Genomic DNA, 23,560 nt, shown 5'->3' with positions numbered 1-23,560 from the left:
TGGAAAGGCAAGTCGTTGAATGGGTCAGGGTGGAAATGGGCCAGTCCTCAACGGCAGGCCCATTAGCTAAATTTCAAACCCGTTCAATCAGTGTAGCAATACCCTGGCCCACACCCACACACATGGTGCACAGGGCGTAACGGCCACCGGTGCGCTGCAGTTGGTGGGCGGCGGTCATCAGCAGGCGGGCGCCAGACATGCCCAGCGGGTGGCCAAGGGCAATGGCGCCGCCGTTTGGGTTCACCCGGGTATCGTCATCAGCAATGCCGAGCTCACGCAGGACCGCGAGGCCCTGGGCGGCAAAGGCCTCGTTAAGTTCGATTACGTCGATGTCGTCGATACTGATGTTCTGCTTTTCCAGCAATTTGCGGACGGCGGGTACCGGGCCGATGCCCATGATGCGCGGTTCCACGCCGGCAGTGGCCATACCGAGGATTTTTGCCATGGGCTTGAGGCCCTGCTGTTTTACCGCGGTTTCGCTGGCAACCAGCATGGCGGCGGCGCCGTCGTTGACGCCGGAGGCATTACCAGCGGTCACGCTGCCATTCTCACGGAAGGGCGTGGGCAGGGCAGCAAGTTTCTCGAGCGTGCTTTCGCGGGGATGCTCGTCGGTGTCGAATACCAGTGGGTCCTGTTTCCGGCGCGGAATGGACACCGGCACGATTTCTTCGGCGAAGCGTCCTTCCTTCTGGGCTCGGGCCGTCTTCTCCTGGGAACGGAAGGCGAACAGGTCCTGATCTTCACGTGACACTTTGTATTGCTCGGCCACGTTCTCTGCCGTTTCCGGCATGGAGTCGATGCCGTATTGCTTTTTCATCAGCGGGTTCACAAATCGCCAGCCAATGGTGGTGTCCTCAATCTTCTGGCTACGGGAAAAGGCGCTGTCGGCCTTGCCCATCACGTAGGGCGCGCGAGACATGGATTCCACGCCGCCGGCCAGTACCAAATCCATTTCACCGGCGCGGATGGCGCGAAAAGCCGAGCCCACGGCATCCATGCCGGAGCCGCACAGACGATTGAGAGTGGTGCCGGGAACCGACGTAGGCAAGCCGGCCAGCAGGGCAGACATCCTTGCCACGTTGCGGTTGTCTTCACCTGCCTGGTTGGCGGAGCCCATCATCACTTCGTCAATGGCGACCGGGTCCAGTTCCGGAGCCTGCTCAAGCACGGCTTTGAAGATGTGGGCCGCCAGGTCATCAGGGCGAACGCTGGCCAGGGTGCCGCCGAAGCGGCCGATAGCCGAGCGGCGGGGATGGCAAATAAAAACATTCATCAGTTGGAAACCTCATTCCGCCGGAAGCAGATCAAGTGGGGACCTATGTAATCATTTCTGGCCGCCCAACTTACAGGTTGCAAGTGGGTGTCACAATTATATGATTGGCATAAAAGGCATCTAAAAAATGTATATGTCATTGGTTGAGAGAGGATTGGTAATCAACGGCGTTTTTCAAATAGCAGCTTGCCGCTCCATCGCCCGGATTCGACGTGTTGTGTGACTTGATAGAAAATCACCTCAATCAACTTTCTGACAGCGATTGAAGTGGGCCGGTTGCCTGGAGTAGCTATCGCCAGAGAACGGTATAGTTCAGGTTTAACGATAGGGACGGCAACAACCTCTCCACGTTCCACCATTTCATTGACAGTGGCAGAGGACAAAATGGTATAACCAAGCTGCTGCTTGATCATCTCGCTTAGAAGCGGCCACGCACTGACCTCAAAGGCCAGGTTGATCTTTTTGCCCCTTTGCATCGCTTCCTTTTCCATTCGCGCTCTCAAGCCATGTTTTTCTTCGGGTAGGATCAGCGGTAGATTGAGAACTTCGTCAAGATTCACAGTGTCCCGTTTCGAGATTTCAGTGTTCGGTGGAGCAATCAGGAAAAAACGCTCGTCAATAAGTGGGGTATGGCGCGAGTTCTTATGCTTGCTTTGATCATAGGTGATCACCAGATCCAGCTTTTGCTGAGAAACCATTTGCTGCAGCGTGCCGCTCATGGCTGATCTCACCGCGAGATTTACACGTGGATAAAGTGTGCGGAACTGTTTGACGATCATCGTTGCCAATTCGTTGGAGATAGTTGGTAGCAATCCGAGCTTCACCTGACCGGTTACGGTTCCAGAGACTGCCGCCACATCTGCTTGAAGCTGTTCTGTATCCTGAAGCAGGCCTTTGGCGCGTTCATAAAGAACTTCTCCTGCGGTCGTTAGCAGAACACCCCGCCCATGGCGAACAAACAGCTCAGCATCCAGGGCTTCTTCAAGCAATCTAATTTGGCGGCTTAAAGCCGGTTGTGCAATGAATAGCGCCTCCGAGGCGCGACTGAAACTACCTCTCTCGGCAATGGTAAGAAAGCTGTTCAGTTGGCGAAGATCAATCTTGAGGTTGGAAGCCATACAGTGTTGATCACTTATTGTTAGATCCCGTATCTCGCTGATTGCGAGCCGTTCTTTAAGCTATACCAACGATCACTAGGAAATATAGAAAAAAACGATACTGATCGCGTTTCAAACAAGGTCATTAAAAACGATAATAGAAACATTGGTTTATGCGTTCTCTGTTTTGCTTTGGTCTTAGTCGCGGCGTTTGGCTTTTTTGATCTTTGTCATTTTTATTCAATTAGCGGACAAATTGCTTCAAGACGCTATCAGGTAACCCTTGCATCATGTGCAGTATTGTGAGGAAGAAAGGTTAGGGCCGTAGAAATCGTTCGAATCAGCCCGCGCGGATTTCTTTGAGGGTTGCGCTACCCCTTTTCAAACGTACTCCCCATCGACGTGAAGAAAGCAAATCACGAATGTGAGTGCTTTGGTCTGCTGAAGCACGTTGTTGCTGGCGCGAGACAAGCGCTTGTGGGGCGGGAGAAGAGCCAAAAAAAGACGGAGAAGCAATATGTATCCCAATCTCAAGATGTACATCGGTGGTCAGTTTGTGGACGGGAATGGTGAATCCAGCCAGTCGGTCATGAATCCCTCCAATAATGAGGTTTTGGCCACGCTACCTTATGCAAGTGAAAGTGACCTGGACCGGGCGCTGGAATCGTCGGAACAAGCCTTTCGTTTGTGGAAGAAGGAACCCGCCGTGGGGCGTTCCCGGATTTTACGGAAGGTGGCAGAACTTATTCGAGAAAGAGCAGAGAACACGGGTCGGGTACTCACGTTGGAACAAGGGAAGCCGGTTCGCGAAGCCATTGGCGAGGTCTTGTCCTGTGCTGAGCATGCTGAATGGCACGCGGAGGAATGCCGCAGAATATATGGTCGTATCATTCCTTCACGAAAATCGAATGTACAACAAACCGCACTTAAGGAACCGATAGGAGTGTGCGTTGCTTTCTCGCCGTGGAATTTTCCTTTCAGTCAGGCTTTCCGCAAAGTTGTCGCTGCCATTGGCGCGGGCTGTACGGTTATTCTTAAAGGGTCAAGCGACACCCCTGCCTCCGTGATGCTGATGGCACAAATATTCCATGATGCAGGTTTGCCAAAGGGCGTTTTTAACGTCGTATCTGGTGACTCTGGCATGATTTCCGAGTACTTGATCAGGTCGCCGATCGTCCAGAAGATCAGCTTTACTGGCTCTACGCCGGTCGGTCGGAAGCTGGCGTCACTTGCCGGAGCCAACATGAAACGTTGCACCATGGAGCTTGGCGGTCACGCGCCGGTCATTGTTTGTGACGACGCAGATATCGACAAAGCCGTTAAAGACTTGGCCGGATTCAAGTTTCGGAACGCGGGGCAGATTTGTATCTGTCCGACCCGGTTCTTCGTTCAGCGGAATATCTACAACGATTTTGTCTCCAGGTTTTCCGAAGAGGCAAAGAAAATCAAAGTGGGATGTGGGTCCGATGACTCCACAACGATGGGGCCTCTGGCCCAATCCCGTAGGGTAGGGGAGATGCAAAAGTTAGTTGACGACGCTTGCCAGAAGGGCGGCGTGTTGGTGACGGGCGGTGAGACGCCGTCTGGCGCGGGGAACTTTTATCCACCAACGGTTCTCAAAGATGTTCCTGATGATGCGATGTTCATGAATGATGAACCCTTTGGCCCAATTGCAGGTTTTGTGCCGTTCGACAGCATCACCGAAGTGCTGGAACGAGCTAACCGGTTGTCCTTCGGGTTGGCTGCCTATGCGTACACCTCATCTGTTAGCAATGCCCATCGTATTACCAATGGCCTGGAAGTCGGTATGGTCTCTGTGAACCACATAGGGCTGGCGTTGGCGGAAACTCCCTTTGGAGGCGTCAAGGAAAGCGGCTATGGTAGGGAAGGTGGCAGTGAGACCTTTGATAGTTATCTGGCTACCAAGTTTGTGACTCAGATGAGCTGATTTCGGTTGAGAGCCAAGAGTATGAGTTTTCTTTGAGTTAAATGGTTATAAACTTAATTTTATCTTCGGGTCTTTCGATCAAAAACAAAAAGGAGACCGTTAATGACCAGCAACTTGTTAGCACCAAATGACATTCTTAATGTTATACCTGGGCAGGTAATCTGTGACGGTACTGTAGAAAGTTCGCTGAAAAATCGGCTTTCGATGAGAAACTATCGGTTCGATAAAACTGAAGTTTATATTCCTGAAATGCGAGATTACATGCTGGTCAGGTGGGAGTCTCCGCCTGAGAATCTTGGTTTCTTCCATTCGGGTAAGTGGGCAAATCAGGACGCTCGTACCGATAGCGTGACAATTCTGGCGCGTGGAGAGCCATCTCGATGGTTCTGGACAAATGATATTCAGGTCTCACACGTTTATGTCTCCGAGTTTGCTATTAAAAAAGTCGCTAATGATCTCTTTGAGAAAGATATTGACAGCTTGAATATCGATCATAGAGCGGTTTCTCAGGATGCCACACTGGCTGAGTTGATGAAGTCATACGAACGGGAGTGCCTGGGTGAAAGTCTCGGTGGTCAACTATATGCGGAAACCATTGAGACTCAGATATGTATCCATCTGATCAGGGAATATTCTCAATGCAAGCTTCGTGAAATTCAGGTTGATCGAAGTATGCCTGTTTCAAAGCAAAAAACGATTGAAGAATATATTGTTGAAAACCTTGACCAATGTATAAGTATCGATGATTTGGCGGAAATCTCGGGATTTAGTAATTCGTACTTTATTCGCCTGTTCAGAAATGCGTTTGGTATGCCTCCACACGCCTATATTCTTCAGCGGAGGCTGGAAATGGCGAAGGCGATGCTAGAGTCGCCGATGGATATACCGATCAAGGTAATTGCAATGGAGTGTGGTTTTTCCGATCAGAGCCATCTGACGCGTCTGTTCAAGAACAAATTTTCTACAACGCCTAACAGATACAGGAATAAGACGAAACTAACTGAATTTTGTTGAATTGCCGATCAATATATTTACCTTAGATGCCCGACTCTCTGCTTGAAGAGTGAGTCGCGCATCGTTTTTATGCCTGGCTGATTTTCCGGAACCACCTCACTCCCATATGAACTTCCCCGATCCCGTGGTTGCATGTATTTTCATGTGGAATTGCTATGCAGTAATTTCGGTTTATATTTTGGTTGTAATCATTGTCAAAAATTTAAAAATTTTTTAAATGCCATTTAATTTAATTGGTTTATTTATCTTATGGTTCAAAAAAACAATAAATACATTCAATATTTCAAAGGTATATATCAGGATCATTTGAGTTGGTTTTATAAAAAATCAACAAAGGAAAAGCCAGATGATCCAGGAAAATATAAACAATAGTACTGCTGATAAATTCAGTAACAAAACGAATCGTAGCTATTTTAAGATGGCGAAATTGAAACTGCCGGGTGTAATTTTATTGGCGACAGTATCCCTCCCGGCATTTTCTGAAAGTATCACAGTGGGCGACACAAACCTTACGCTGTATGGTTACGCAAAGCTTGACCTCATCTATGATTTCGATTCGCCTCTGGGTATTTCGATTATCCACCAGAATATCAGGCTTGACGATACAAATGGCCCCGATGGTCATTTTGACGCACACGCCTTAGAGTCCAGGATCGGCATTTCAACCATTACTCCTAGCGAGCTCGGAAATATCGAGACCCGGGTTGAAGGTGATTTTTATGGGCCTGGCGGGACCTTTCGACTCCGGCAGGGGTACGGTACATGGAATGGCATTCTTGCAGGTCAAACCGAAACGAACTTTTCGACGTTTCTTGGTTACACGCCGAGCATTGATTTCACCGGTCAGGTAGGACAAACAAACCTGGACCGTCAGGCGCAGATTCGTTACTCAACAGGGGGGCTCTCGATAGCTTTAGAGGAGGCTGACAAGCAAGGAGGCCGAGCCTATGAAATGGAAGAGACCGTCGAAATCAAGAGTAGCCTTCCAGATCTGACTCTCAGATATGACGATGCTCTGGGCAGTATGAACTATTCCTTAGGAGCCGTGTTGCGGAAGTTAACTGCTTATGATGCCGCTGCTGATCGGGAAGAAGACGAATTCGGTTATGGTGTCACCTTCTCGGGAAAAATGCCTGTTTCATCAAGGGTGAGCCTGCAAGGTGCAGTAGTCTACGGTGAAGGTGTTGGTGGTTACCTGTGGTTAAACCCGGCTGCGCCGGCCTACTACGACCCTGTTACTGCCAAACTCGAAGCTATCGAAGCCGTTGGCGGTACTCTTGGAATATCCGTGGCTGTTGGTCCTGGTTTAGCAAACCTGGCCTATGGTGTGTCCGAAGCTGATCTGGACGACATAAAAAATGTTGACGTTAGCAATGAGGGCGAACAAAACACGAGCCTTTATTTGAACTACCTGTGGTCGCCCGTTGAGAATGTCGATTACGGTATTGAAGTTAGCCACCATACCCGAGAGTTGGTGGGGGGGCGTGAAGGGAAGGCGACACGTCTTCAGGCGATGGCTAAATACACTTTCTGAACATTGATTTAAGCGTTGTTGTGCCCCTAGTTGCCCCGACTCTATGTCGGGGCTTTTTTCTGTATGGATCAGTGGCATCTTTCTTTTCCCATAAGTAGCAGGATAAAATCTCGAATTAGCTTCATCATAATAAAGCTCAGCCAATTAATTTGCTGTCTCGATATTCCCAACAAGTCCGTTCTATTTTTCTACCAGTTCGGACATCTTGCCTGCAAGCTTCTTAGTTCTCGCCCCATCAATGTTCTACTCATCTTCGTAGAATTCCGGAGTGAACTTCAGATTTAATTTCATAAAATATTGATTTTTAGAGGAGATCACCTTCTGGCCTCAGCATGTTAATGCCTTTTATTTTGCTTTAATAATGTCGCTATCGGCTTGTTGTTGATAGAGGAAGGTAACATAGACAGCCATAATCGATCCGTCTTTCAGCAGACCTTCCTTTTCTTTGGTGTTGAAACGATTCCACGTGTCACGAAAAGTTGCTGCCCCCTCCCCCTCCCTGCGGCATATAGACCGCCTGGCGCGTCGATAGTAATATTTTCGACAACATCATGGAGATTGAAATTGTTCAGTTCTATGGGTGATCGGAAGGTGCAATCCTTAATCCACAACACCTTGCTCGAGTGTTGCATAAACTTCATTTACCAGGATTGCCATCGGTGATCCCCCGAAGTTGTTCGCCCAGCGAGCGCTAGGAAGCGCCAGATATTCGCAAGCCCTTGCCGTTTAATTCTTCAACCGTATTTACTGGACCATTACAGAACATTACATAAGCGGTTTTAGATACAGCCGAGGTAAAAACCTGGTTGTTTGACGCGAATTCTTTCTGACATTCCGGGCGGTTGAGCATTACATGCTCAAGAATGGCCCGGGAATAAGCGTAGCTCTTTTTACCGGATACTTTACTTTGTAGCACGACGTGTTGGACCGGTGGTTACTCAAGGCTCCTTTGAGGGCTCAGATGGTCATCATAAATACGGTTGTACTGATCAACATGTAGATCCATTCGTTCACGCGGTTTTGAGTTTTCCGAGAGAACTTCGTGGCCAGTATTTCCACGGCGATCGACGAGTTGATCTGCTCGGCGTACGCCAGTGGCGGGAAGCTGGCGATGAGCATGCAGTAGTAAGCAACTATGGTGATAGTTTCGGGCAGGGGGTGTTGAACAGAAATCGGACTAGAATATCCAGGCTGAGATGTATCATCATTAGGGCCATGGCGAGCCCGCTCAGAAAAGTAACTATCTTATTGATCTTTAATATTAGTACTTCGAAGTTCTCCCGCAACTTGTTGCCACTTCTTGCCCTACTTACTATTGTACTCATTTCTATGACCGGCCCCTATTTGAAGATTGATATACGGCCGGAAGGGGCCTGCTTCGGGTAGAAGCAGGCTCTGATGGAAGTTCAATCAATTCGCGGTATATCCTCCATCCACAACGATTTCTGCGCCATGTACGAAGGATGATTCGTCGGATGCGAGAAACAGCACCGCTTTTGATACCTCGTCAGGTGTGCTGGGTCGGTTCATGAGCGTGGGGCCAAGAAGTGCTTTACGGGTTTCTTCATCCGCGTGTAGCAAATCCTTGGTCATGGGCGTATCGATCACCCCGGGGTGCACGGAATTGACGCGGATATTAAAGTCTGCGAGGTCCACGGCGCAGGACTTGGTCATCAGGCGTACAGCGCCCTTTGATGCGATGTACGCGCCAGCGCTTGGCGCGCCGACGATGCCATAAATGGATGAAATATTGATAATTGAGCCGCCGGTACTTTCCTGCATGAGAGGCACGGCTTCCCGAATGCCGAGAAAGGTTCCACGTACGTTTATATCGAACGTGCGATCCCATTCTTCGTTACTGGTCTCATGGACTGGTTTGAGAATGAGTGTTCCTGCGTTGTTGACAAGGATGTCCAGCCTGTCGGCCTTTTCTTTGATTGATTTGATCGCAGCCTTCCAGTCAGCTTCACTGGACACGTCCAGTCGCAAAAACTCAGCATCTCCTCCTTGGCCGCGAATTGCTTCCACGACCTGATTGCCGTTTTCCACGTCAATGTCACAGACGAATACTTTTGCTCCCTCAGCAGCCAGTAGTTCCGAGTGTGATTTCCCCATCCCCATGGCACCACCGGTAACCAAGGCAACCTTTCCAGTTACTCGTTTCATCATTTTTTCCTTGAGTCTGCTCAGGTGACAGAAGGGCGGTAGTTTTGTTAACCACCCCCTTCCGTAGTTGATATGCGTTGCTCAGCTGTCGAATTCGAGCGTCGAATAGTTGTCTTCAACGACGGCCTGAAGCTCTTGCCGGTAGGCGCCAAGCCCGGCCATGTAGAAACGGACGGTATTTTTCTTGCCCGGGATATTCGCCCCGAAGATCCATGATTGGGCTTTGGGAAAAAGTGTCATATTGGCAATCGATTGGCAGGTGTGTACCCAGGCTTCCTGTGCCTCGGGTTTCGGTTCGATGGTCTTATGGCCGTTCCGTTCAGTCAGTGCAATCGTATCGGAAATCCACTCAACCTGGGTCTCAATGCTTGGGACAAGGTTGGTGAAGGGACCGTTCGGCCCCAGAATCATGAAGAAGTTGGGGAAATCTGCTTCCATTACCCCCAAATAGCCCAAGGGGCCGTCTTTCCATTTATCCTGAATGGTGACGTCATTGCGGCCCTTAAGATCGATTCGAGTGTAGTTTCCCTCTACGGCATCGAAGCCTGTGGCAAAGATCACTGCGTCCAGCTCAATCTCCTTGCCGCTTTCAAGGAGAATGCCGTTTTCCGTGAACTTTGAAATTGGATCGGCTTTAACATCTTCCAGGGATACGTTATCGCGGTTATACACCTCGTAGTAGTGATTGCCACACAGGGGACGCTTGGCGTAGAGATCACTGGGCATCAGTTTTTTGGCGGTATCGGGATCCTTTACGATCTGAGCAATTTTCCGCTTTATAAAGTTTGCTGCAGCGTCGTTAGCCTCCTGGTCTGTTGCAATATCCGAAAATGTTTCGAACATGAACCGGAAGCCACCGCCTTTGTTCCAGATTTCCTCGAAGACGCGTTCACGTTCTTCTTCCGAGACTGAGGTGGCAGGCACAGTGCTCTCTTCAAAGCCGAAGGCAACAGCAGACGACTTCACCTGATCCCAGATAGCGTCATAGTTTGCTTTGTATTCCTGAATTTTCTCCTCACTTTCGGGCCAGTTTCCAATCGGTACCACGTACTGTGGAGACCGTTGAAATACGGTCAGGTGTTCTGCAGTTTCGGCCATCGCAATGATAACCTGGACCCCGGTAGAACCTGTGCCGACAACGCCCACTCGCTGTCCGGAGAGATCCGTTCCTTCAGGCCATGCACCGGTGTGAATGATTTCGCCTTTGAACGTGTCCATTCCATCGAAAAGCGGTTTGTTGGTTGCTGACAGAAGGCCCAGGCCGGTTACCAGATATTTTGCGGTAACCACCTGATCTTTGTCTGTCCAGACTCGCCAGAGTTGGGTAGATTCGTCGAAATGGGCAGCGGTTACCTTGGTGTGGAACTGGTAGCTGCGCCGAAGGTCGTAACGGTCAGCCACATCGTTCAGATAGTCCAGAACTTCGGGCTGCGTCAGATAGCGGTTCTTCCACCGGGCGTTTTTCAATCCCTCCTTGTCGAAGGAGAATCGATAGCAGAAGCTCTCGGTATCTGATAACGCACCAGGATAGCGATTCCAGTACCAGGTGCCACCAACGTCGCTGGCGTTGTCGTAGGCCTGAACTTTCAGCCCTTGTTCATCCCGCAGTTTGTGAACGGCATAGAGCCCTCCGAATCCTGCGCCGACTACAACGGCGTCAAAATCAGGGGTCTCGGTTCTTGTGTTTGTGGTTTTCTCGTTCATGTGAGTTTCCTCTTCGAACACAATTCATCCACGGAGCAAGAAGCGCCCCGTTGCTTCGTTTGTTGTTAATTCAGGGTATGCCCGCGCCGGCAATTACCGGCGCGGGTTAAGAGGTATCAGAGGTTCCGATACCAATCGGCGATACGATCCAGCTCCTCGTTTGCTTCCGGTGCACGGCCCGAGAGAGCGGGAAACACGTGCTGCATGCCAGGCACCACAGAAAGCACAGCTTTTACACCCTGGTCTTTGGCCTTGGCGTAAAGGGTTTCTGAATCGCTAAGCAGCGTTTCGGCGCCTCCAGCGGTGATATAAAGCGGCGGGAAACCGGCGAAATCGTTTTCCAACGGATTGGCTAATGGATCGAGTGGATCGGTTTTGTCGCCGAGAAACATGCCCGCCATGCCCTCCAGGATTGGCTTTCCAACGAGTGCATCGGTTGAAGCATTGGATTCCAGAGTGGCGCCGCGCAGCGCCATGTCGAGCCACGGAGAATAGGCGATCACCGCCCCTGGTAGGGAAAGCCCCAGATCACGGAACTTGAGCACGCTGGCAATGGCCAGATTGCCTCCGGCGCTATCGCCTGCGTTGATCAGGTTGTCTGCTTTGTAGCCTTGGTCCAGCAACGCTTTGTAAGCGGATACAGCGTCCTCAATCTGGGCAGGAAACGGATGTTCCGGTGCTCGGCGGTAGTGGAGAATTACGGCCTGAACTTTAAGGGCCTTGGCAAGGTGGCCGGCCATTTTACGATGGCTGTCTGCGGACCCCACAGCGAAGCCGCCACCATGTGTGTAAATGATGGCGCGTGAGCTATCCGCACCGTCTGGCAATGCCCAGATGGCTTCCACGCCGCCAATATGGTCGCTCTTATAGCGAACGTTTTCCGGTTCCAGAGCAGGCTGGCCCCATTCATCAAACATGCTGCGCAGGTTTTCAATGGAAAGATCAGGATTGGCAGTCATTCGATTGGTCCAATCCTGATAAAGGTCGCGCAAGACATTGGATTCGTTGCTAATTGTCATTGTTTTTCCTCTTGGTTTTTTGCTGATGAATACAACGTCTTTCAGCCCCTTACATAAAAGATTGCGACTTGCGGATTACGCTGGTGCTGAAGACTTTCAACTGCAGATTAAATCCCGGCCAAGTCTGAGTATTGAAGATTCCTGTTCAGATATTGGAGTATCCTGCTTTTTCTGAATAACCCGGTTGTTGTTTTTATTTCGAGGATGGCTTGATGTTAATGAGGAGGTTTCGTTTCAAAGGTTTGTACAAAAGAAAAATAACTCTATTCAATCCAGAAAGGCAAAATAACGGGATGATAATTAGGAAGTTCTATTAGTTGAATCATTCGAAAACCGATAATCCAGATATTCGTACCGGGTACGGGCAAGTTTAATAAACAGTGCTATTCGATCCGGTATCTATCTGAACCATGGGAGTAATAATAATGTCGAATCAGGCTGAGACTGACGGAGCATACATCCGTTATGAGTTTTCGGAGTTCGCGGGCAAATTGGAACCGGTAAAGTACGAGATACCCGTTCCGCAAGGAAATGAGGTTTTGCTGAAAGTCGATTACTGCGGTGTTTGCCATAGTGATGTTCATGTGCATGACGGCTATTACGGCCTTGGCAACGGTAAAAAGCTGAATCTCGGAGACCGTGGAATAAAGCTGCCGGTAACACTTGGCCACGAAGTTGTGGGAACCATTGTGGCCGTGGGCGAGGATGCCAGCGATGCATCGATCGGCGAGCGTAGGTTAATCTATCCATGGATTGGTTGTGGCGAATGTTCTGTGTGTCAGCGGGGCGAAGAAAATCTGTGCGGTAAGCCTGCTTCACTCGGCATTTTTAAACCCGGTGGTTACTCGGAATACATTACGGTTCCCCATCCGCGTTACCTGTTAGATCTTGGCAATCTCAACCCTGCAAATGCATCTCTGTTGGCCTGTTCCGGCCTGACAACCTTTTCAGCGATCAAGAAAATTCAGCCGTTGCACGAAGAAGAGTATGTGATTGTTATTGGCTGCGGTGGGCTTGGCCAATTGGCAATCAGAACGCTGAGATCCGCCGGAATCAGTAACATTGTTGCCGTGGATGTTTCCGAGGATAAACGAGAGATTGCCAAGAAGGCCGGCGCAAAAGTCGTACTCGATCCCCGTAGCGTAGATGCGACTGATGCGTTGGCTCGGGAGGCAGACGGGAATTGCATGGCTGTTCTGGACTTCGTCGGCAACGAACAAACTGTTGAGTTTGGCCTTAAGGTTCTGAGGAAGGGAGGAAAGCTGGTCGTTGTCGGTTTACATGGCGGCGAACTGCGCTATCCGATTCCTTTCCTGGTCACGAAGGCAGTTACAATTATCGGCTCCTACACAGGAACACTGGCCGAAATGAAAGAGCTGGTAACGTTTGCCAATCAACATGATCTTCTAGACATTCCTGTAGAAATTCGGGCCCTTGAGAGGGCTGAATCTGCCGTGGAAGACCTGTCCGATGGAAAGGTTTCCGGACGAATAATTCTCAAGAACTAATTGAGCATAGACTTGCTACTTGAGGTCAATGCTAACCGTTGACCAAGCTTTTAATTAAGGCGTGAATCTTCAGTATATTTCTACCTTTGCCTCGGTTGGGTTTTACCGAGGCTTTTTTATGAAACTTTAAAATAATCAAAAAGATAAATAGCCGTTATACCGGTTGGTAATTAATTTTTTGGTAACAGTTAAATGTATAAGTAGAAGTTATAGGAGATATGTTGATCATATAATAGCTACTTCGTTTAGAAGTTAGTAATTTAGTTCACAACTTAATAAGTTCTGGAGAACGGAATGGCACTTGATAAAGAGACTTTGAACCAATTTATTGACAGCATCCGGCGATATGTCCGGGATCGCCTGGTTCCGCTGGAAATGCAGGTCGCGGAAGAGGATCACATACCCGAAGGGGTCATCGAGGAAATGAAAGAAATGGGACTCTTCGGGCTATCAATCCCGGAAGAGTTCGGTGGTCTTGGGCTCACCATGAGTGAGGAAGTAGCCATCATTCAGGAGATGGGGTACACGTCACCGGTGTTTAGGTCGATGTTTGGTACCAACGTAGGCATTGGTTCCCAAGGCATTATCATCGACGGCACTCCCGAACAGAAAGCAAAGTACCTTCCGAAACTCGCCTCCGGCGAACTGATTGGTTCATTTGCACTGACGGAAGCGGACGCCGGTTCCGATGCGGGTTCGGTCGTGACGACGGCAAAGCGAGACGGCGACGAATACGTCATCAATGGCAGCAAACGTTATATAACCAACGCGCCTCGGGCGGGTGTTTTCACGGTGATGGCCAGAACTGGAAGTCGGGAGGAAGGCAGTCGGGGTGTATCCGCTTTTCTGGTGGACGCGGATTTACCGGGCATCTCGTTGGGGCAGCCCGATAAGAAAATGGGCCAGAAAGGCTCTCATACCTGCGACGTGATTTTCGAAGATGTTCGAGTGCCGGTATCTGCCATGATCGGAGGAAAGGAAGGGCAGGGTTTTAAGACAGCGATGAAAGTTCTGGACAGGGGGCGGTTGCACATAAGTGCACTGAGCGTTGGTACAGCCAAAAGGCTAATAGACGAGAGCCTCGCCTACTCGACCCAGAGAAAACAATTCGGCACTGAAGTCGCCAACTTTCAGTTGGTCCAGGCAATGTTGGCTGACAGTCAGACCGAGTACTACGCCGGCAAATGCATGGTGGAGGAAACCGCGCGAGCCTATGATTCCGGTGCCGCGGTGTCCATGAATGCTTCCAGCTGCAAGCTCTACTGCACCGAAATGGTAGGCCGTGTCGCGGATCGCGCAGTGCAGATCCATGGTGGCGCCGGTTATATCAGTGAATATTGTGTCGAGCGATTCTATCGGGATGTGCGTCTGTTTCGGCTTTACGAAGGCACTTCTCAAATCCAACAGTTGGTTATTGCCAAGCAAATGATTCGCAACGCTGAAAGCTCACTCTGACCCAGGAGTCTGGTATGTCTGGTCCATTATCAGGAATTCGAGTACTTGATTTGTCCCGCGTTATGGCTGGCCCCTGGTGTACCCAGATCATGGCTGATTTGGGGGCTGAGGTCATCAAGGTCGAGCGCCCCGAACAGGGAGATGATACCCGTCATTGGGGCCCTCCTTGGCTTAGGGATAAGGCAGGTAATCCTACCAAGCAGTCGGCTTATTACCTCTCTGCCAATCGTGGCAAGTACTCTGTGACCATCGATATTGGTAAACCAGAGGGCCAGGCGCTGATCCGTGAATTAGCCGCAGGTTGCGATGTTCTGGTAGAGAACTTCAAAACCGGTGGGTTGGAGAAAAAGGGGCTAGGTTATGGAGACCTCTCAGCGCTGAATCCCGGTATTGTTTACTGTTCGATCACAGGGTTTGGACACACCGGCCCCATGGCCCATAACGCAGGCTACGATTACCTGATTCAGGCTCAGTCGGGATTGATGAGTATCACCGGTGTGGCGGATGGAAAACCCGGGGCGGGGCCGCAACGCGTGGGTATGGCGGTGGCTGATTTGACCACCGGGATGAATGCGGCGATCGCCGTTCTTGCCGCTATTCATCACCGCACGAAAACAGGCGAGGGGCAGCATATTGATATGGCCCTACTGGACGTGCAGGTCAGTTGGCTGGCGAACCAGGCTCTGAATTACTTTTGTAGCGGCAGGGTCCCCGGCCGAACAGGTGAATATCATCCCAATCTTGCACCCTACCAGCCGTTTCCCACTAAAGACGGCCAGGTAATCATTGCCGTTGGTAATGATGCCCAGTTCCATCGTCTTTGTGGCGTCATGGGATGCGAAGAACTGCCGAGGGATCCGCGGTTTGCAACAAATCCGGAGCGAGTTGTTCATCGACAGGAGCTTGTCGGAAAGCTGTGCGAGTACACCCGCTTGAGGACTAGTCGGGAGTGGATGGATTGCCTCGGTAAAGTACAAGTGCCGTGCGGCCCCATTCAGAATATTGCAGAGGTTTTTGAAGATCCGCAGGTCAAGGCCCGGAACATGAAGCTGGAATTGGAACATCCTGTTCTTGGTAAGGTTCCGGGAGTTGCGAATCCAATCAAGTTTTCCAAAACCCCGCAGCGATACGAAAAGGCACCTCCCTCACTTGGGGAGGATACGGTCGCAATTCTTGAGAGAGATCTCGGCAAATCAGCTGAAGAAATCCGGAATCTTCAGGCCCGGGGAGTCGTCTGACTTCCGTCCGTTGACCTCAATCCCACTTAAGTTACGTGTTCAGATTTCGACTCCATCTTTCAATAGAGGAACGATTCACATATGTTGGTCTCTTATCAACAACTTGATGATCTCGGTATTATCAGCATCGACAACCCCCCTGTAAATGCATTGTCCCGGGGTGTGCGCGAGGGCATTTGCGACGCGGTAAAGTTGGCGCAGGACGACGGCACCAAAGCAATTGTTGTCTTGTGCGAGGGGCGAACATTTAGCGCCGGTGCGGATATCAATGAGTTTGGCAAACCAATGCAGGAGCCGACGCTGCCTCAGGTGAATGCGGCTCTTGAATCTTCAGCCAAGCCTGTTATCGCCGCTATACATGGATCCGCGTTGGGGGGCGGGTTTGAGCTGGCTTTGAGCTGTCACTACCGGTGTGCATTAACATCAGCTTCCGTCGGTCTCCCGGAAGTTACCTTGGGGCTACTGCCCGGCGCGGGTGGAACCCAGCGTTTACCTCGCCTGGCAGGGGTAAAAGCTGCTCTGGATATCATGACAACCGGTAAAAAAATCAGTGCGACGGAAGCTCGGGATCTTGGTGTTGTTGATCGGGTTTTTGACGGCGATCTTGCTCGTTGCGCCATGGAATATGCCCGCGAACTCATCACTGACGGGGCGCGCCCGAGACAGATCCGCGATCTCTCCATCCCGAAAGGCAGCTTCGACAAAGACTCCTTTGAGAGTTATCGAGGCCAACTGAATAAGCGTAAGAGAGGCCAGGAAGCACCACAGAAAATAGTGAGTTGCGTTGAGGCGGCCATGGAAATGCCGTTTAAAGAAGGGCTGGCTTTTGAGCGTTCCCGCTTCATGGCATGTGTCAAATCTGAGCAGTCGGCTGCGTTAAGGCATATTTTCTTTGCGGAACGGCAGGCACCAAAGGTCCCCGGAATTGACAAGTCTGCTACTCCCCGTGCCGTCCAGAGGGTCGGCATTATTGGCGCTGGGACTATGGGTGGTGGTATTGCCATGTCATTTGCCAGCGCTGGCATCCCTGTGACCTTGCTCGAAATTAGTGAGGATGGGTTGGACAGGGGACTTGCGCTCATTGGCAAGAATTACGGTATGAGTGTAAGCAAGGGAAAGCTGTCGGAAGCCGAGGCGACAGAAAGAGAGGCGCTCATCAGCGGCACCACCAGTTACCAAGAGCTTGCCAATGTTGATCTCGTCATTGAGGCGGTCTTTGAGAGCATGGCTGTGAAAAAGCAAGTGTTCGGTCGCTTGGACGAGGTATGCAGGAGAGGAACGATTCTGGCAACCAACACCTCCTACTTGGATGTGAACGAGATTGCGGCGTCAACTTCGCGCCCGCGGGACGTCGTTGGCTTGCACTTCTTCAGCCCCGCCAATCTGATGCGCTTATTAGAGGTCGTAAGGGCAGAGAATACGGCAGATGATGTAATTGCCACTGCAATGGCATTGGGTAAGCGTATAGGCAAGGTTCCGGTGTTGGCCGGTGTCTGTTTCGGCTTCATTGGTAACAGAATGCTCAGACAATATGCCAGGGAAGCCCAGCTATGCCTGATTGAAGGTGCAGAGCCGGCCCAGATAGATGGTGTGCTGACAGGTTTTGGTATGGCCATGGGGCCGCTGGCGGTTGGTGATCTCGCTGGCCTGGATATCGGGTACAAGGCGCGTCAGGCCCTTACAGACGAGCAGAAAGGGGATCCCAAAAGTTACTGTATCGCCGATGCTCTGGTCGAACTGGGACGACTCGGCCAAAAAACCGGGGCAGGGTATTACGCGTATGATCCGGAAACTCGTGCTCGTTCAGCCGATCCGGTCGTCCTAGAAGTTATCAGGGCGCAAGCCGAAAAGCACGGCGTCAGGCGCTGCAGCTTGTCCGATGAGAAAATTCTAAACCGACACCTGATGGCCTTGATTAATGAGGGGTTCCGACTACTCGAAGAGGGGATTGCACTGCGGCCAGGCGATATCGATGTGGTCTATGTAAATGGATACGGCTTCCCAGCATACCGTGGTGGTCCCATGTTCTATGCCAGTCAGCGCGGGCTTGAACATATATTAGAGTGTATTGAGACTCTTTATGCTGACACAGGAGAATCTCATTGGGCGCCCGCTCCTTTGCTTAAGAAGCTGGTTTCCAGTAATCGAACGCTGGATGAGTGGAGCTCTTAGAAAAAGGGGAAAATGGGAATAGCTGGCGTCACCCATTGAGAATAGCGCCAGCTTAATTGTTTCCGATGTGCCTGAAAGTCCACTGGGTCACTGCTTTGACTCACTCAGTTTTCGACGTAGGCACCCGAAAACTTTGATTGATTTTCATTTATCTCTCTGAAATTCCAGAAGCTCACCCACCTCGCAATCGAACAGCTTGCACAGTTTGTCCAACGCATCGAGATCAATTCTCTGGGCCGTTTCTTTATACAGCAGGGTGATGGTGTTCCGGTTCAGCCCCGTCTCTCTCGCCACATCCACGATCTTCATTTTGCGCTCGCCCATTAGGCGCGCCAGGTGACATCGAATCATTCGCAACCATCCTTAATTAAAAAATGCCATCCTGAATAGCAAAAAGTGCTTGCAAATGTACTTTTGTTGCTTAATATGTCATTTAGGATGACATTCTGATACGGAGAATGTCTTTTGTTGATCTAGGGTAACGCAACAGAAGGAACATTTCGATGGAAAATTCCTACACCTATCTGACCACTGAAGAGCTGGCTGATCGCATCAAATATGACTGCCGGACAATCCGTCAATGTCTTAAAGACACGGTACTGCTGGAGGGCAAGCATTACATCAAGCCTTTTGGCCGACGGAAAATTCTCTTTCTCTGGGAAGAAGTTGAAAAGGAAATGCTGGTCAGTGCTCGTGAGCACGAACACCTGTCAATTCCCATGGCAAGCGGAGCGGTATGTCATGGGTAAGGTGAGAGAGCGTAAGGAGACCGGCAAGCTTTATCTGGATTTTATGTTCGAGGGGCTGCGGTGCAGGGAACAGACCGCGCTGCCGGATACGCCGGCCAACCGTAAAAAGTGCGAAGCACTTCTTCAGAAAGTTGAGGCCAAAATTCTCCTGGGTGAATTCGATTACGCTGAATTCTTCCCGGGCAGCAAGAACCTGAAAAAACTGGCCAAGGCAGGGGCGCTTTCTGGAAGCAGCCGGGCTTCAAATGTAATGGCTGATCCGGATCAGGAAACCGATCAGTCGCCGCTGTTCCCTGATTTCGCCGATCTGTGGCTCCAAGAGAACAAGATCCAATGGCGCGCTTCTCATCTGCGCAATGTTGAGTCCATTCTTGAAAGCTCCCTTAAGCCGGCGTTCAAAAACAAGCGCCTGACCGAGATCACCAAATCGCACATCTTGGCCGCGCGCAACAAGCTGGGGGCCCGTAAGGGCAGGGGAGGCAATGCCCAAATGGCCCCCAAAAGCATTAATAGCCACATGGCGATCCTACGGATGATTCTGACAGAGGGGGCCGAGCGCTACGACTTTGCCAATCCCTATCGCAACATCAAGCCGCTGAAGCTGAAAAAGGTCCAGATCGAACCCTTCTCGATGGATGAGGTAGATAAGATCACCAAGTACGTGCGGGAGGACTACCGCAACTACTATCAAGTCCGCTTCTTCACGGGCATGCGCACCGGCGAAATCGATGGCTTGAAGTGGGAGCACGTGGATTTTGAGAAGCGCGAGATTCTTGTTCGCGAGACGCTGATCAATGGTAAGACCGAATACACCAAAACCGATGGCTCCCAGCGGGAAATCCCTATGTTTGGCCCGGTTTATGACGCACTCAAGGCACAGCACGCGGCAACCGGCAAACTGAGCAAGTTCGTATTTTGCAATCGTCTCGGTGAGCCGCTTGATCACAACAACGTGACCAAGCGCGTCTGGTACCCCTTACTTCAAGCTCTGAACTTGAAAAAGCGGCGGCCTTATCAGACACGGCATACCGCAGCCACGTTGTTGTTGGCATCCGGAGAGAACCCTGAATGGGTGGCTCGAGTGTTGGGCCATTCCTCTACTGAAATGTTGTTCAAGGTTTACTCGCGTTTTATTCCGAATGTGACCCGTATGGACGGCAGCGCCTTCGAGCGCCTGATTGACTCGCGTTCAGAAGACTTGGAGGAATCTGAAAATGCCTAAATCATCTCTTAGCTTCGAGACTCAGAGAGATATCGCCGAAGTGGCGGAAGTTTTAATTCGTTTGAACAATATTTCGCAAGGGCGAGACCTGGTCTGGCTGCTAAAACAGCAAAGGGCGCGAGACAATTTCGATGCCGTCGCACTATGGCTTCGGAATGAGGTATGGAAGCGGCAGAGGAACCGTGAAGATGTTGATATTAGCACCTTGTCCAACGCTCTTCAGACGTATCTGACCAAAGCGTTGATGGATTTGGAATAGCTGTGAGCAGTAACTTGCTTTGGCTGGCTGAGAATCGCACGCGGCTTGTTCTGGAATCGGAGGCCTGTCTTGTATACTCAGGTCAGAAAAGGAGAATTCATGACCGAAAATACCACCCCACAAGTTCTTTTTAGGACTAAGTCTGTCGCTGTGTCGAGCGATGCTGAAGGAATCGATCCGCGCACCGACAAGTCGTTAATGCAGGCTGTTGTCATCACCTATGCGGACAATCAGAACCACGCTATCTATCTGAATATCCCGCTGGAGGAGGCCAAAAGGCGCTTCGAGAAGACCATGGTTGAGCGCTCAGATTTTGAGATCGAGGAGGAAGGATGGGATGCGGAAGTTTCTGTGATTGCAGTCGCTGATGAGATACTTATTTCAAGCAATTTGGGGAATCAGGCGGCCCGAATCAACGATCACTTCATGGGCCAGATTGAGAACATGGGGAAGAGGAAATCCCATGGTATAGATCTAATCACCCAGGCGGATGTGGATGAGGATTCAGAAAGCATCCGCGTGAGAGTAGTCCCTAAAACCCTATTGGAGATGACCGATAGCCCGGACGGGACATCCATGAAGTTGGCTCTTGCGCCAGGTTACCCTTACGAGGATCTCGATGTGGACTTCGGTGAGAGCAAGGAGATCTGTATTACCTGCCATTCTTCTGATGCTGAGATAATAATCAACGCGAGTGAGTTCCTCAGTTCCGAGGCGTCTATTAATCAGATACGAGAGAATGATGGGGAAATAACTCTGCAAGTGATACCTGTCTTCGAGTAGTCAAAGACCCCTGCAAGTTATTGGGCCAGAGCTTCAAATTGCTGGAGTTCTAACGTGAGGTGCGCCTTTGGCCCCTTATCTATGAACTGAATCGGAGAGGCTCTTCGGAACGGCTCCTCGCTGCCGCGGCTGACGCCCTGTTAAACTGCCCTGTGTGGCATTGATGCTCACTCGGAGGATGGCCATGGTGAAAAAGAAACGCTTTACTGAACAGGAACCGTTGGAAGATCTGGATGTGGATTCGGCCCATGCTGACGCGTTAGCCGTGCCTCTCCCGCAGGAGCTTTCGCCACTTGAGCGGCTAAAAGGTTCTGTCAAACGCTATGAGCGACCTACCGATCCCGTTTGGGATGAGTACTTTGACTCCAGCGAGGGGGGTTCCGAGGATTTCATGGAAGACCGGGATCAGCCGTCGCGTGAGGACTGATAGCCACACGCGAACCCAATTGACCGGAAGTAGAGTCAGGGCAAAGCCTGGCGTTGTGCGAAAAAAGAACTGGGGCCTGCCAGACGACAAGACGGGGTAGCTTTCGCCGGCGGCTAAATGGCTTTTCTTTAGCCATTCGAGAAGTAGAAGCTCTCTCAAACAATGCTGGACCAGTCGATATTCGGATTGGCCTTCTTGCATTCATCTCCTTTAGTGAGATGATCGATGACGCTTTCTTCTGATATGAATGAAGCCAGCTGCAGGAAGAAAAAAGGTAAATGCAGTGCCGATCAATAAAATGACCATGGAAGTCATTAAGATCTGGAAAAATGCGATTGCCAGATAGCTGGCCAAAAACGCTACCAAATGGAGAGTACAAAACAGCGCCATCTCCGCGGCAGTTGGCAGGTTTCGGCCAGCGCGATTCGACGTGATCTGAAAGCCGCTGATTATTAATGCTCCCGATAAGGGGGCGACAAACATCAATCCCGATTTGCCGCTTACGCCCTCAATGTCCTCGGGACTTATCCAGGCGTATGGCCCGTATGCTCCAACTAGAGTGAGAGTACTCAGCATAAGCATCGCAATTGCTGCGCAATCGAGATATACGCGCAGGTCCTCAGTGCCTCTATGATCGGGAAAGCTGCTAGCCATGGCAATCATTTCCTTTCGAGTAGCGCTTTTTCGCCCACGCTTCTAATTGATCGGCCCGCCAGTAGCCAACCAGACCCAGCAGTGCCAGTGTTAGAAAAAATCCGCCAAAGCCAATCAATCCTGCGAGCATATCCATCGTTCCCTCCGAGTAAAGAAATCTGATGACCAGAATATCGGATTTCTGAAGTCCTCCAAATCTTGCTCGCCGAGCCTTCGGACTGTTTTTCATCGGAAGTCGGAAAATGCAGCCGTCAATACGACGTCATGAACCTCGCCAGATCAAGAACGGGCTTTGGGTTAATCCTGAAGATGAGTGAGGGATTTTGATTGAAGAGAAGAGGCAATTAATCTGACTCCAGAAGTCGAACCAACTGAAAGATCTGATCTGGATCGTGTTTGGCGATGAGCCAGTCTCTGGGGCTCACAGGTTTGTGATCAATTTCTAGATCGCAATGTGGAAGACGCATGAATCGATCTAAAAACATTGGTTCTCGATGCGCTAAGATAGGGAGAATAGTGGCCAGGTGCGGAATCTCCCCTGCATCGGTGAACTGCCAGGCTGGAAAACGCCATACTCCCGGTTCCAGCTCGAATCCATGCAGATAGGGAGGTGAGCGCTGCGCATTCCGTTCGACTTCAGCCACTGAGATCTGTAGTAGTTTTGCGACTGATTCTGAATAGAGTGCGTGTTCAATGAGCGTTTGGCACTCTTCAATCAATCGTCGTAACGAATTAACTCGGGCTATATGGAGGTTTGGGCCTGCATCTAACCCTTTGGCTCCTCCGGACCTTAAAACCTCAACCTCTTTCTCGGACAATGGATGAGTGTCCGTAGATCGTTCTGGCGAAGCGTGAACAGGATAATCAATGTCTGCGACTTTCAGCAATTTCGAAAGATCTGTCTCAGAAATACCTAGGCGAATCATTACCTCGGAAACGTCATTGTTGGGGGCGTTTGAATGAGCCATGTCACTGTTTTCTCCGTTGCGGTTCTTCGACCCTACTCTGCAAACTGCACAAATCCTGAGTTTCTTTGGACAATGATTTCAATGTCAGCATAGTTTTGAGTTGAATCGGCGAGCCCGATGACCTCGCGCAATAGGTTTGAAAAATGGGGCGATTCGCCACCGTGAGTCTTTCGGCCAACTGCCATAGTGCACTGGCATGCTTGATATCCGGCGCATCACTATCCGCATTGATTTTCCGGGCCGGCCTTTGAGGGGGGGGGGAATTAAGGTAGCTACCTATTGTCGAGATCTTTGACTTCTCGATATCTAGACCAAAGGCACCAGGCAGTCAGTACAGCTGACCCCGCAATTCCGATCGCCATAGCCATCA

21 protein-coding genes are annotated in these 23,560 nt (G+C 50.5%); 12 read left to right on the top strand and 9 right to left on the bottom strand.

Going from position 1 to position 23,560, the window contains the following annotated elements:
• Nucleotides 1–73 precede the first annotated feature (73 nt).
• The gene (pcaF, locus tag JJO78_RS11440) at nt 74–1,273 is read right to left on the bottom strand and encodes a 3-oxoadipyl-CoA thiolase (RefSeq protein WP_273623715.1); all 1,200 of its coding nucleotides are present in this window, start codon (nt 1,271–1,273) and stop codon (nt 74–76) included.
• 161 nt (nt 1,274–1,434) lie between these two features.
• Entirely contained in the window at nt 1,435–2,391 is a 957-nt protein-coding gene (locus JJO78_RS11435) for a LysR family transcriptional regulator (protein ID WP_219496160.1), read from the bottom strand.
• 496 nt (nt 2,392–2,887) lie between these two features.
• Here JJO78_RS11435 and JJO78_RS11430 point away from each other — a divergent pair, with 496 nt between their 5' ends.
• The 3 genes from JJO78_RS11430 (at nt 2,888) to JJO78_RS11420 (ending at nt 6,866) form a co-directional block, all read left to right on the top strand.
• Nucleotides 2,888–4,318 (top strand): NAD-dependent succinate-semialdehyde dehydrogenase, encoded by a 1,431-nt coding sequence (locus tag JJO78_RS11430; RefSeq protein ID WP_219496158.1) that lies wholly within the window; start codon nt 2,888–2,890, stop codon nt 4,316–4,318.
• A gap of 102 nt (nt 4,319–4,420) precedes the next feature.
• Complete coding sequence (locus JJO78_RS11425) at nt 4,421–5,332, top strand: helix-turn-helix transcriptional regulator (protein ID WP_219496157.1); 912 nt, start codon at nt 4,421–4,423, stop codon at nt 5,330–5,332.
• Nucleotides 5,333–5,678: 346 nt separating this feature from the next.
• On the top strand, nt 5,679–6,866 hold the full coding sequence (locus tag JJO78_RS11420) for a DcaP family trimeric outer membrane transporter (protein WP_219496153.1): 1,188 nt from the start codon (nt 5,679–5,681) through the stop codon (nt 6,864–6,866).
• Nucleotides 6,867–8,276: 1,410 nt separating this feature from the next.
• Here JJO78_RS11420 and JJO78_RS11415 read toward each other — a convergent pair.
• The 3 genes from JJO78_RS11415 to JJO78_RS11405 all read right to left on the bottom strand — a co-directional run bounded on the left by JJO78_RS11415 (nt 8,277) and on the right by JJO78_RS11405 (nt 11,755).
• Entirely contained in the window at nt 8,277–9,032 is a 756-nt protein-coding gene (locus JJO78_RS11415; RefSeq protein WP_273623713.1) for a glucose 1-dehydrogenase, read from the bottom strand.
• Nucleotides 9,033–9,113: 81 nt separating this feature from the next.
• The gene (locus JJO78_RS11410; protein ID WP_273623712.1) at nt 9,114–10,736 is read right to left on the bottom strand and encodes a flavin-containing monooxygenase; all 1,623 of its coding nucleotides are present in this window, start codon (nt 10,734–10,736) and stop codon (nt 9,114–9,116) included.
• 116 nt (nt 10,737–10,852) lie between these two features.
• On the bottom strand, nt 10,853–11,755 hold the full coding sequence (locus JJO78_RS11405; RefSeq protein ID WP_273623710.1) for an alpha/beta hydrolase: 903 nt from the start codon (nt 11,753–11,755) through the stop codon (nt 10,853–10,855).
• A 425-nt stretch (nt 11,756–12,180) separates the two neighbouring features.
• On the opposite strand from JJO78_RS11405, the gene JJO78_RS11400 reads away from it, so the two are divergent.
• The 4 genes from JJO78_RS11400 to JJO78_RS11385 all read left to right on the top strand — a co-directional run bounded on the left by JJO78_RS11400 (nt 12,181) and on the right by JJO78_RS11385 (nt 18,128).
• Nucleotides 12,181–13,263, top strand: coding sequence for an alcohol dehydrogenase (locus JJO78_RS11400; RefSeq protein ID WP_273623708.1), 1,083 nt, complete (start codon nt 12,181–12,183; stop codon nt 13,261–13,263).
• A gap of 294 nt (nt 13,264–13,557) precedes the next feature.
• Complete coding sequence (locus JJO78_RS11395; RefSeq protein ID WP_219496146.1) at nt 13,558–14,718, top strand: acyl-CoA dehydrogenase family protein; 1,161 nt, start codon at nt 13,558–13,560, stop codon at nt 14,716–14,718.
• Nucleotides 14,719–14,732: 14 nt separating this feature from the next.
• A complete protein-coding gene (locus tag JJO78_RS11390) occupies nt 14,733–15,956 on the top strand; it encodes a CaiB/BaiF CoA transferase family protein (protein ID WP_219496144.1) in 1,224 nt (407 codons plus the stop codon).
• 81 nt (nt 15,957–16,037) lie between these two features.
• A complete protein-coding gene (locus JJO78_RS11385) occupies nt 16,038–18,128 on the top strand; it encodes a 3-hydroxyacyl-CoA dehydrogenase NAD-binding domain-containing protein (RefSeq protein ID WP_219496142.1) in 2,091 nt (696 codons plus the stop codon).
• A gap of 144 nt (nt 18,129–18,272) precedes the next feature.
• Here JJO78_RS11385 and JJO78_RS11380 read toward each other — a convergent pair whose 3' ends face one another.
• Nucleotides 18,273–18,479, bottom strand: a complete 207-nt coding sequence (locus JJO78_RS11380; RefSeq protein ID WP_219496133.1) for a helix-turn-helix domain-containing protein — start codon at nt 18,477–18,479, stop codon at nt 18,273–18,275.
• 152 nt (nt 18,480–18,631) lie between these two features.
• Here JJO78_RS11380 and JJO78_RS11375 point away from each other — a divergent pair, with 152 nt between their 5' ends.
• The 5 genes from JJO78_RS11375 to JJO78_RS11355 all read left to right on the top strand — a co-directional run bounded on the left by JJO78_RS11375 (nt 18,632) and on the right by JJO78_RS11355 (nt 21,568).
• Nucleotides 18,632–18,877, top strand: coding sequence for a hypothetical protein (locus JJO78_RS11375; RefSeq protein WP_219496126.1), 246 nt, complete (start codon nt 18,632–18,634; stop codon nt 18,875–18,877).
• Complete coding sequence (locus JJO78_RS11370) at nt 18,870–20,099, top strand: site-specific integrase (RefSeq protein WP_219496125.1); 1,230 nt, start codon at nt 18,870–18,872, stop codon at nt 20,097–20,099. Before JJO78_RS11375 ends, JJO78_RS11370 begins: the two co-directional genes overlap by 8 nt.
• Nucleotides 20,092–20,358, top strand: a complete 267-nt coding sequence (locus JJO78_RS11365) for a hypothetical protein (protein ID WP_092034143.1) — start codon at nt 20,092–20,094, stop codon at nt 20,356–20,358. Before JJO78_RS11370 ends, JJO78_RS11365 begins: the two co-directional genes overlap by 8 nt.
• Before the next feature lie 99 nt (nt 20,359–20,457).
• Complete coding sequence (locus tag JJO78_RS11360) at nt 20,458–21,141, top strand: hypothetical protein (protein WP_219496123.1); 684 nt, start codon at nt 20,458–20,460, stop codon at nt 21,139–21,141.
• Between the two features lie 184 nt (nt 21,142–21,325).
• Nucleotides 21,326–21,568, top strand: coding sequence for a hypothetical protein (locus JJO78_RS11355; RefSeq protein WP_228744613.1), 243 nt, complete (start codon nt 21,326–21,328; stop codon nt 21,566–21,568).
• A gap of 210 nt (nt 21,569–21,778) precedes the next feature.
• On the opposite strand, the gene JJO78_RS11350 is transcribed toward JJO78_RS11355, so the two are convergent.
• The 3 genes from JJO78_RS11350 to JJO78_RS11340 form a co-directional block, all read right to left on the bottom strand.
• The gene (locus JJO78_RS11350) at nt 21,779–22,222 is read right to left on the bottom strand and encodes a hypothetical protein (RefSeq protein WP_219496121.1); all 444 of its coding nucleotides are present in this window, start codon (nt 22,220–22,222) and stop codon (nt 21,779–21,781) included.
• Nucleotides 22,215–22,358: a hypothetical protein gene (locus JJO78_RS11345; RefSeq protein WP_219496119.1), complete on the bottom strand. Its 144-nt coding sequence runs from the start codon at nt 22,356–22,358 to the stop codon at nt 22,215–22,217. The genes JJO78_RS11350 and JJO78_RS11345 overlap by 8 nt, the downstream gene beginning before the upstream one ends.
• A gap of 208 nt (nt 22,359–22,566) precedes the next feature.
• Nucleotides 22,567–23,190 carry a hypothetical protein gene (locus tag JJO78_RS11340; protein WP_219496117.1) on the bottom strand — a complete coding sequence of 208 codons (624 nt, stop codon included), beginning with the start codon at nt 23,188–23,190 and terminating at the stop codon, nt 22,567–22,569.
• Nucleotides 23,191–23,560: the final 370 nt, after the last annotated feature.

The organism is Marinobacter sp. DS40M6, from assembly GCF_028581595.1.
Classification (GTDB): Bacteria; Pseudomonadota; Gammaproteobacteria; order Pseudomonadales; family Oleiphilaceae; genus Marinobacter; species Marinobacter salarius.
The sequence above is the reverse complement of the archived record's forward strand: the minus strand, read 5'-3'. Positions and strand labels throughout refer to the sequence as shown.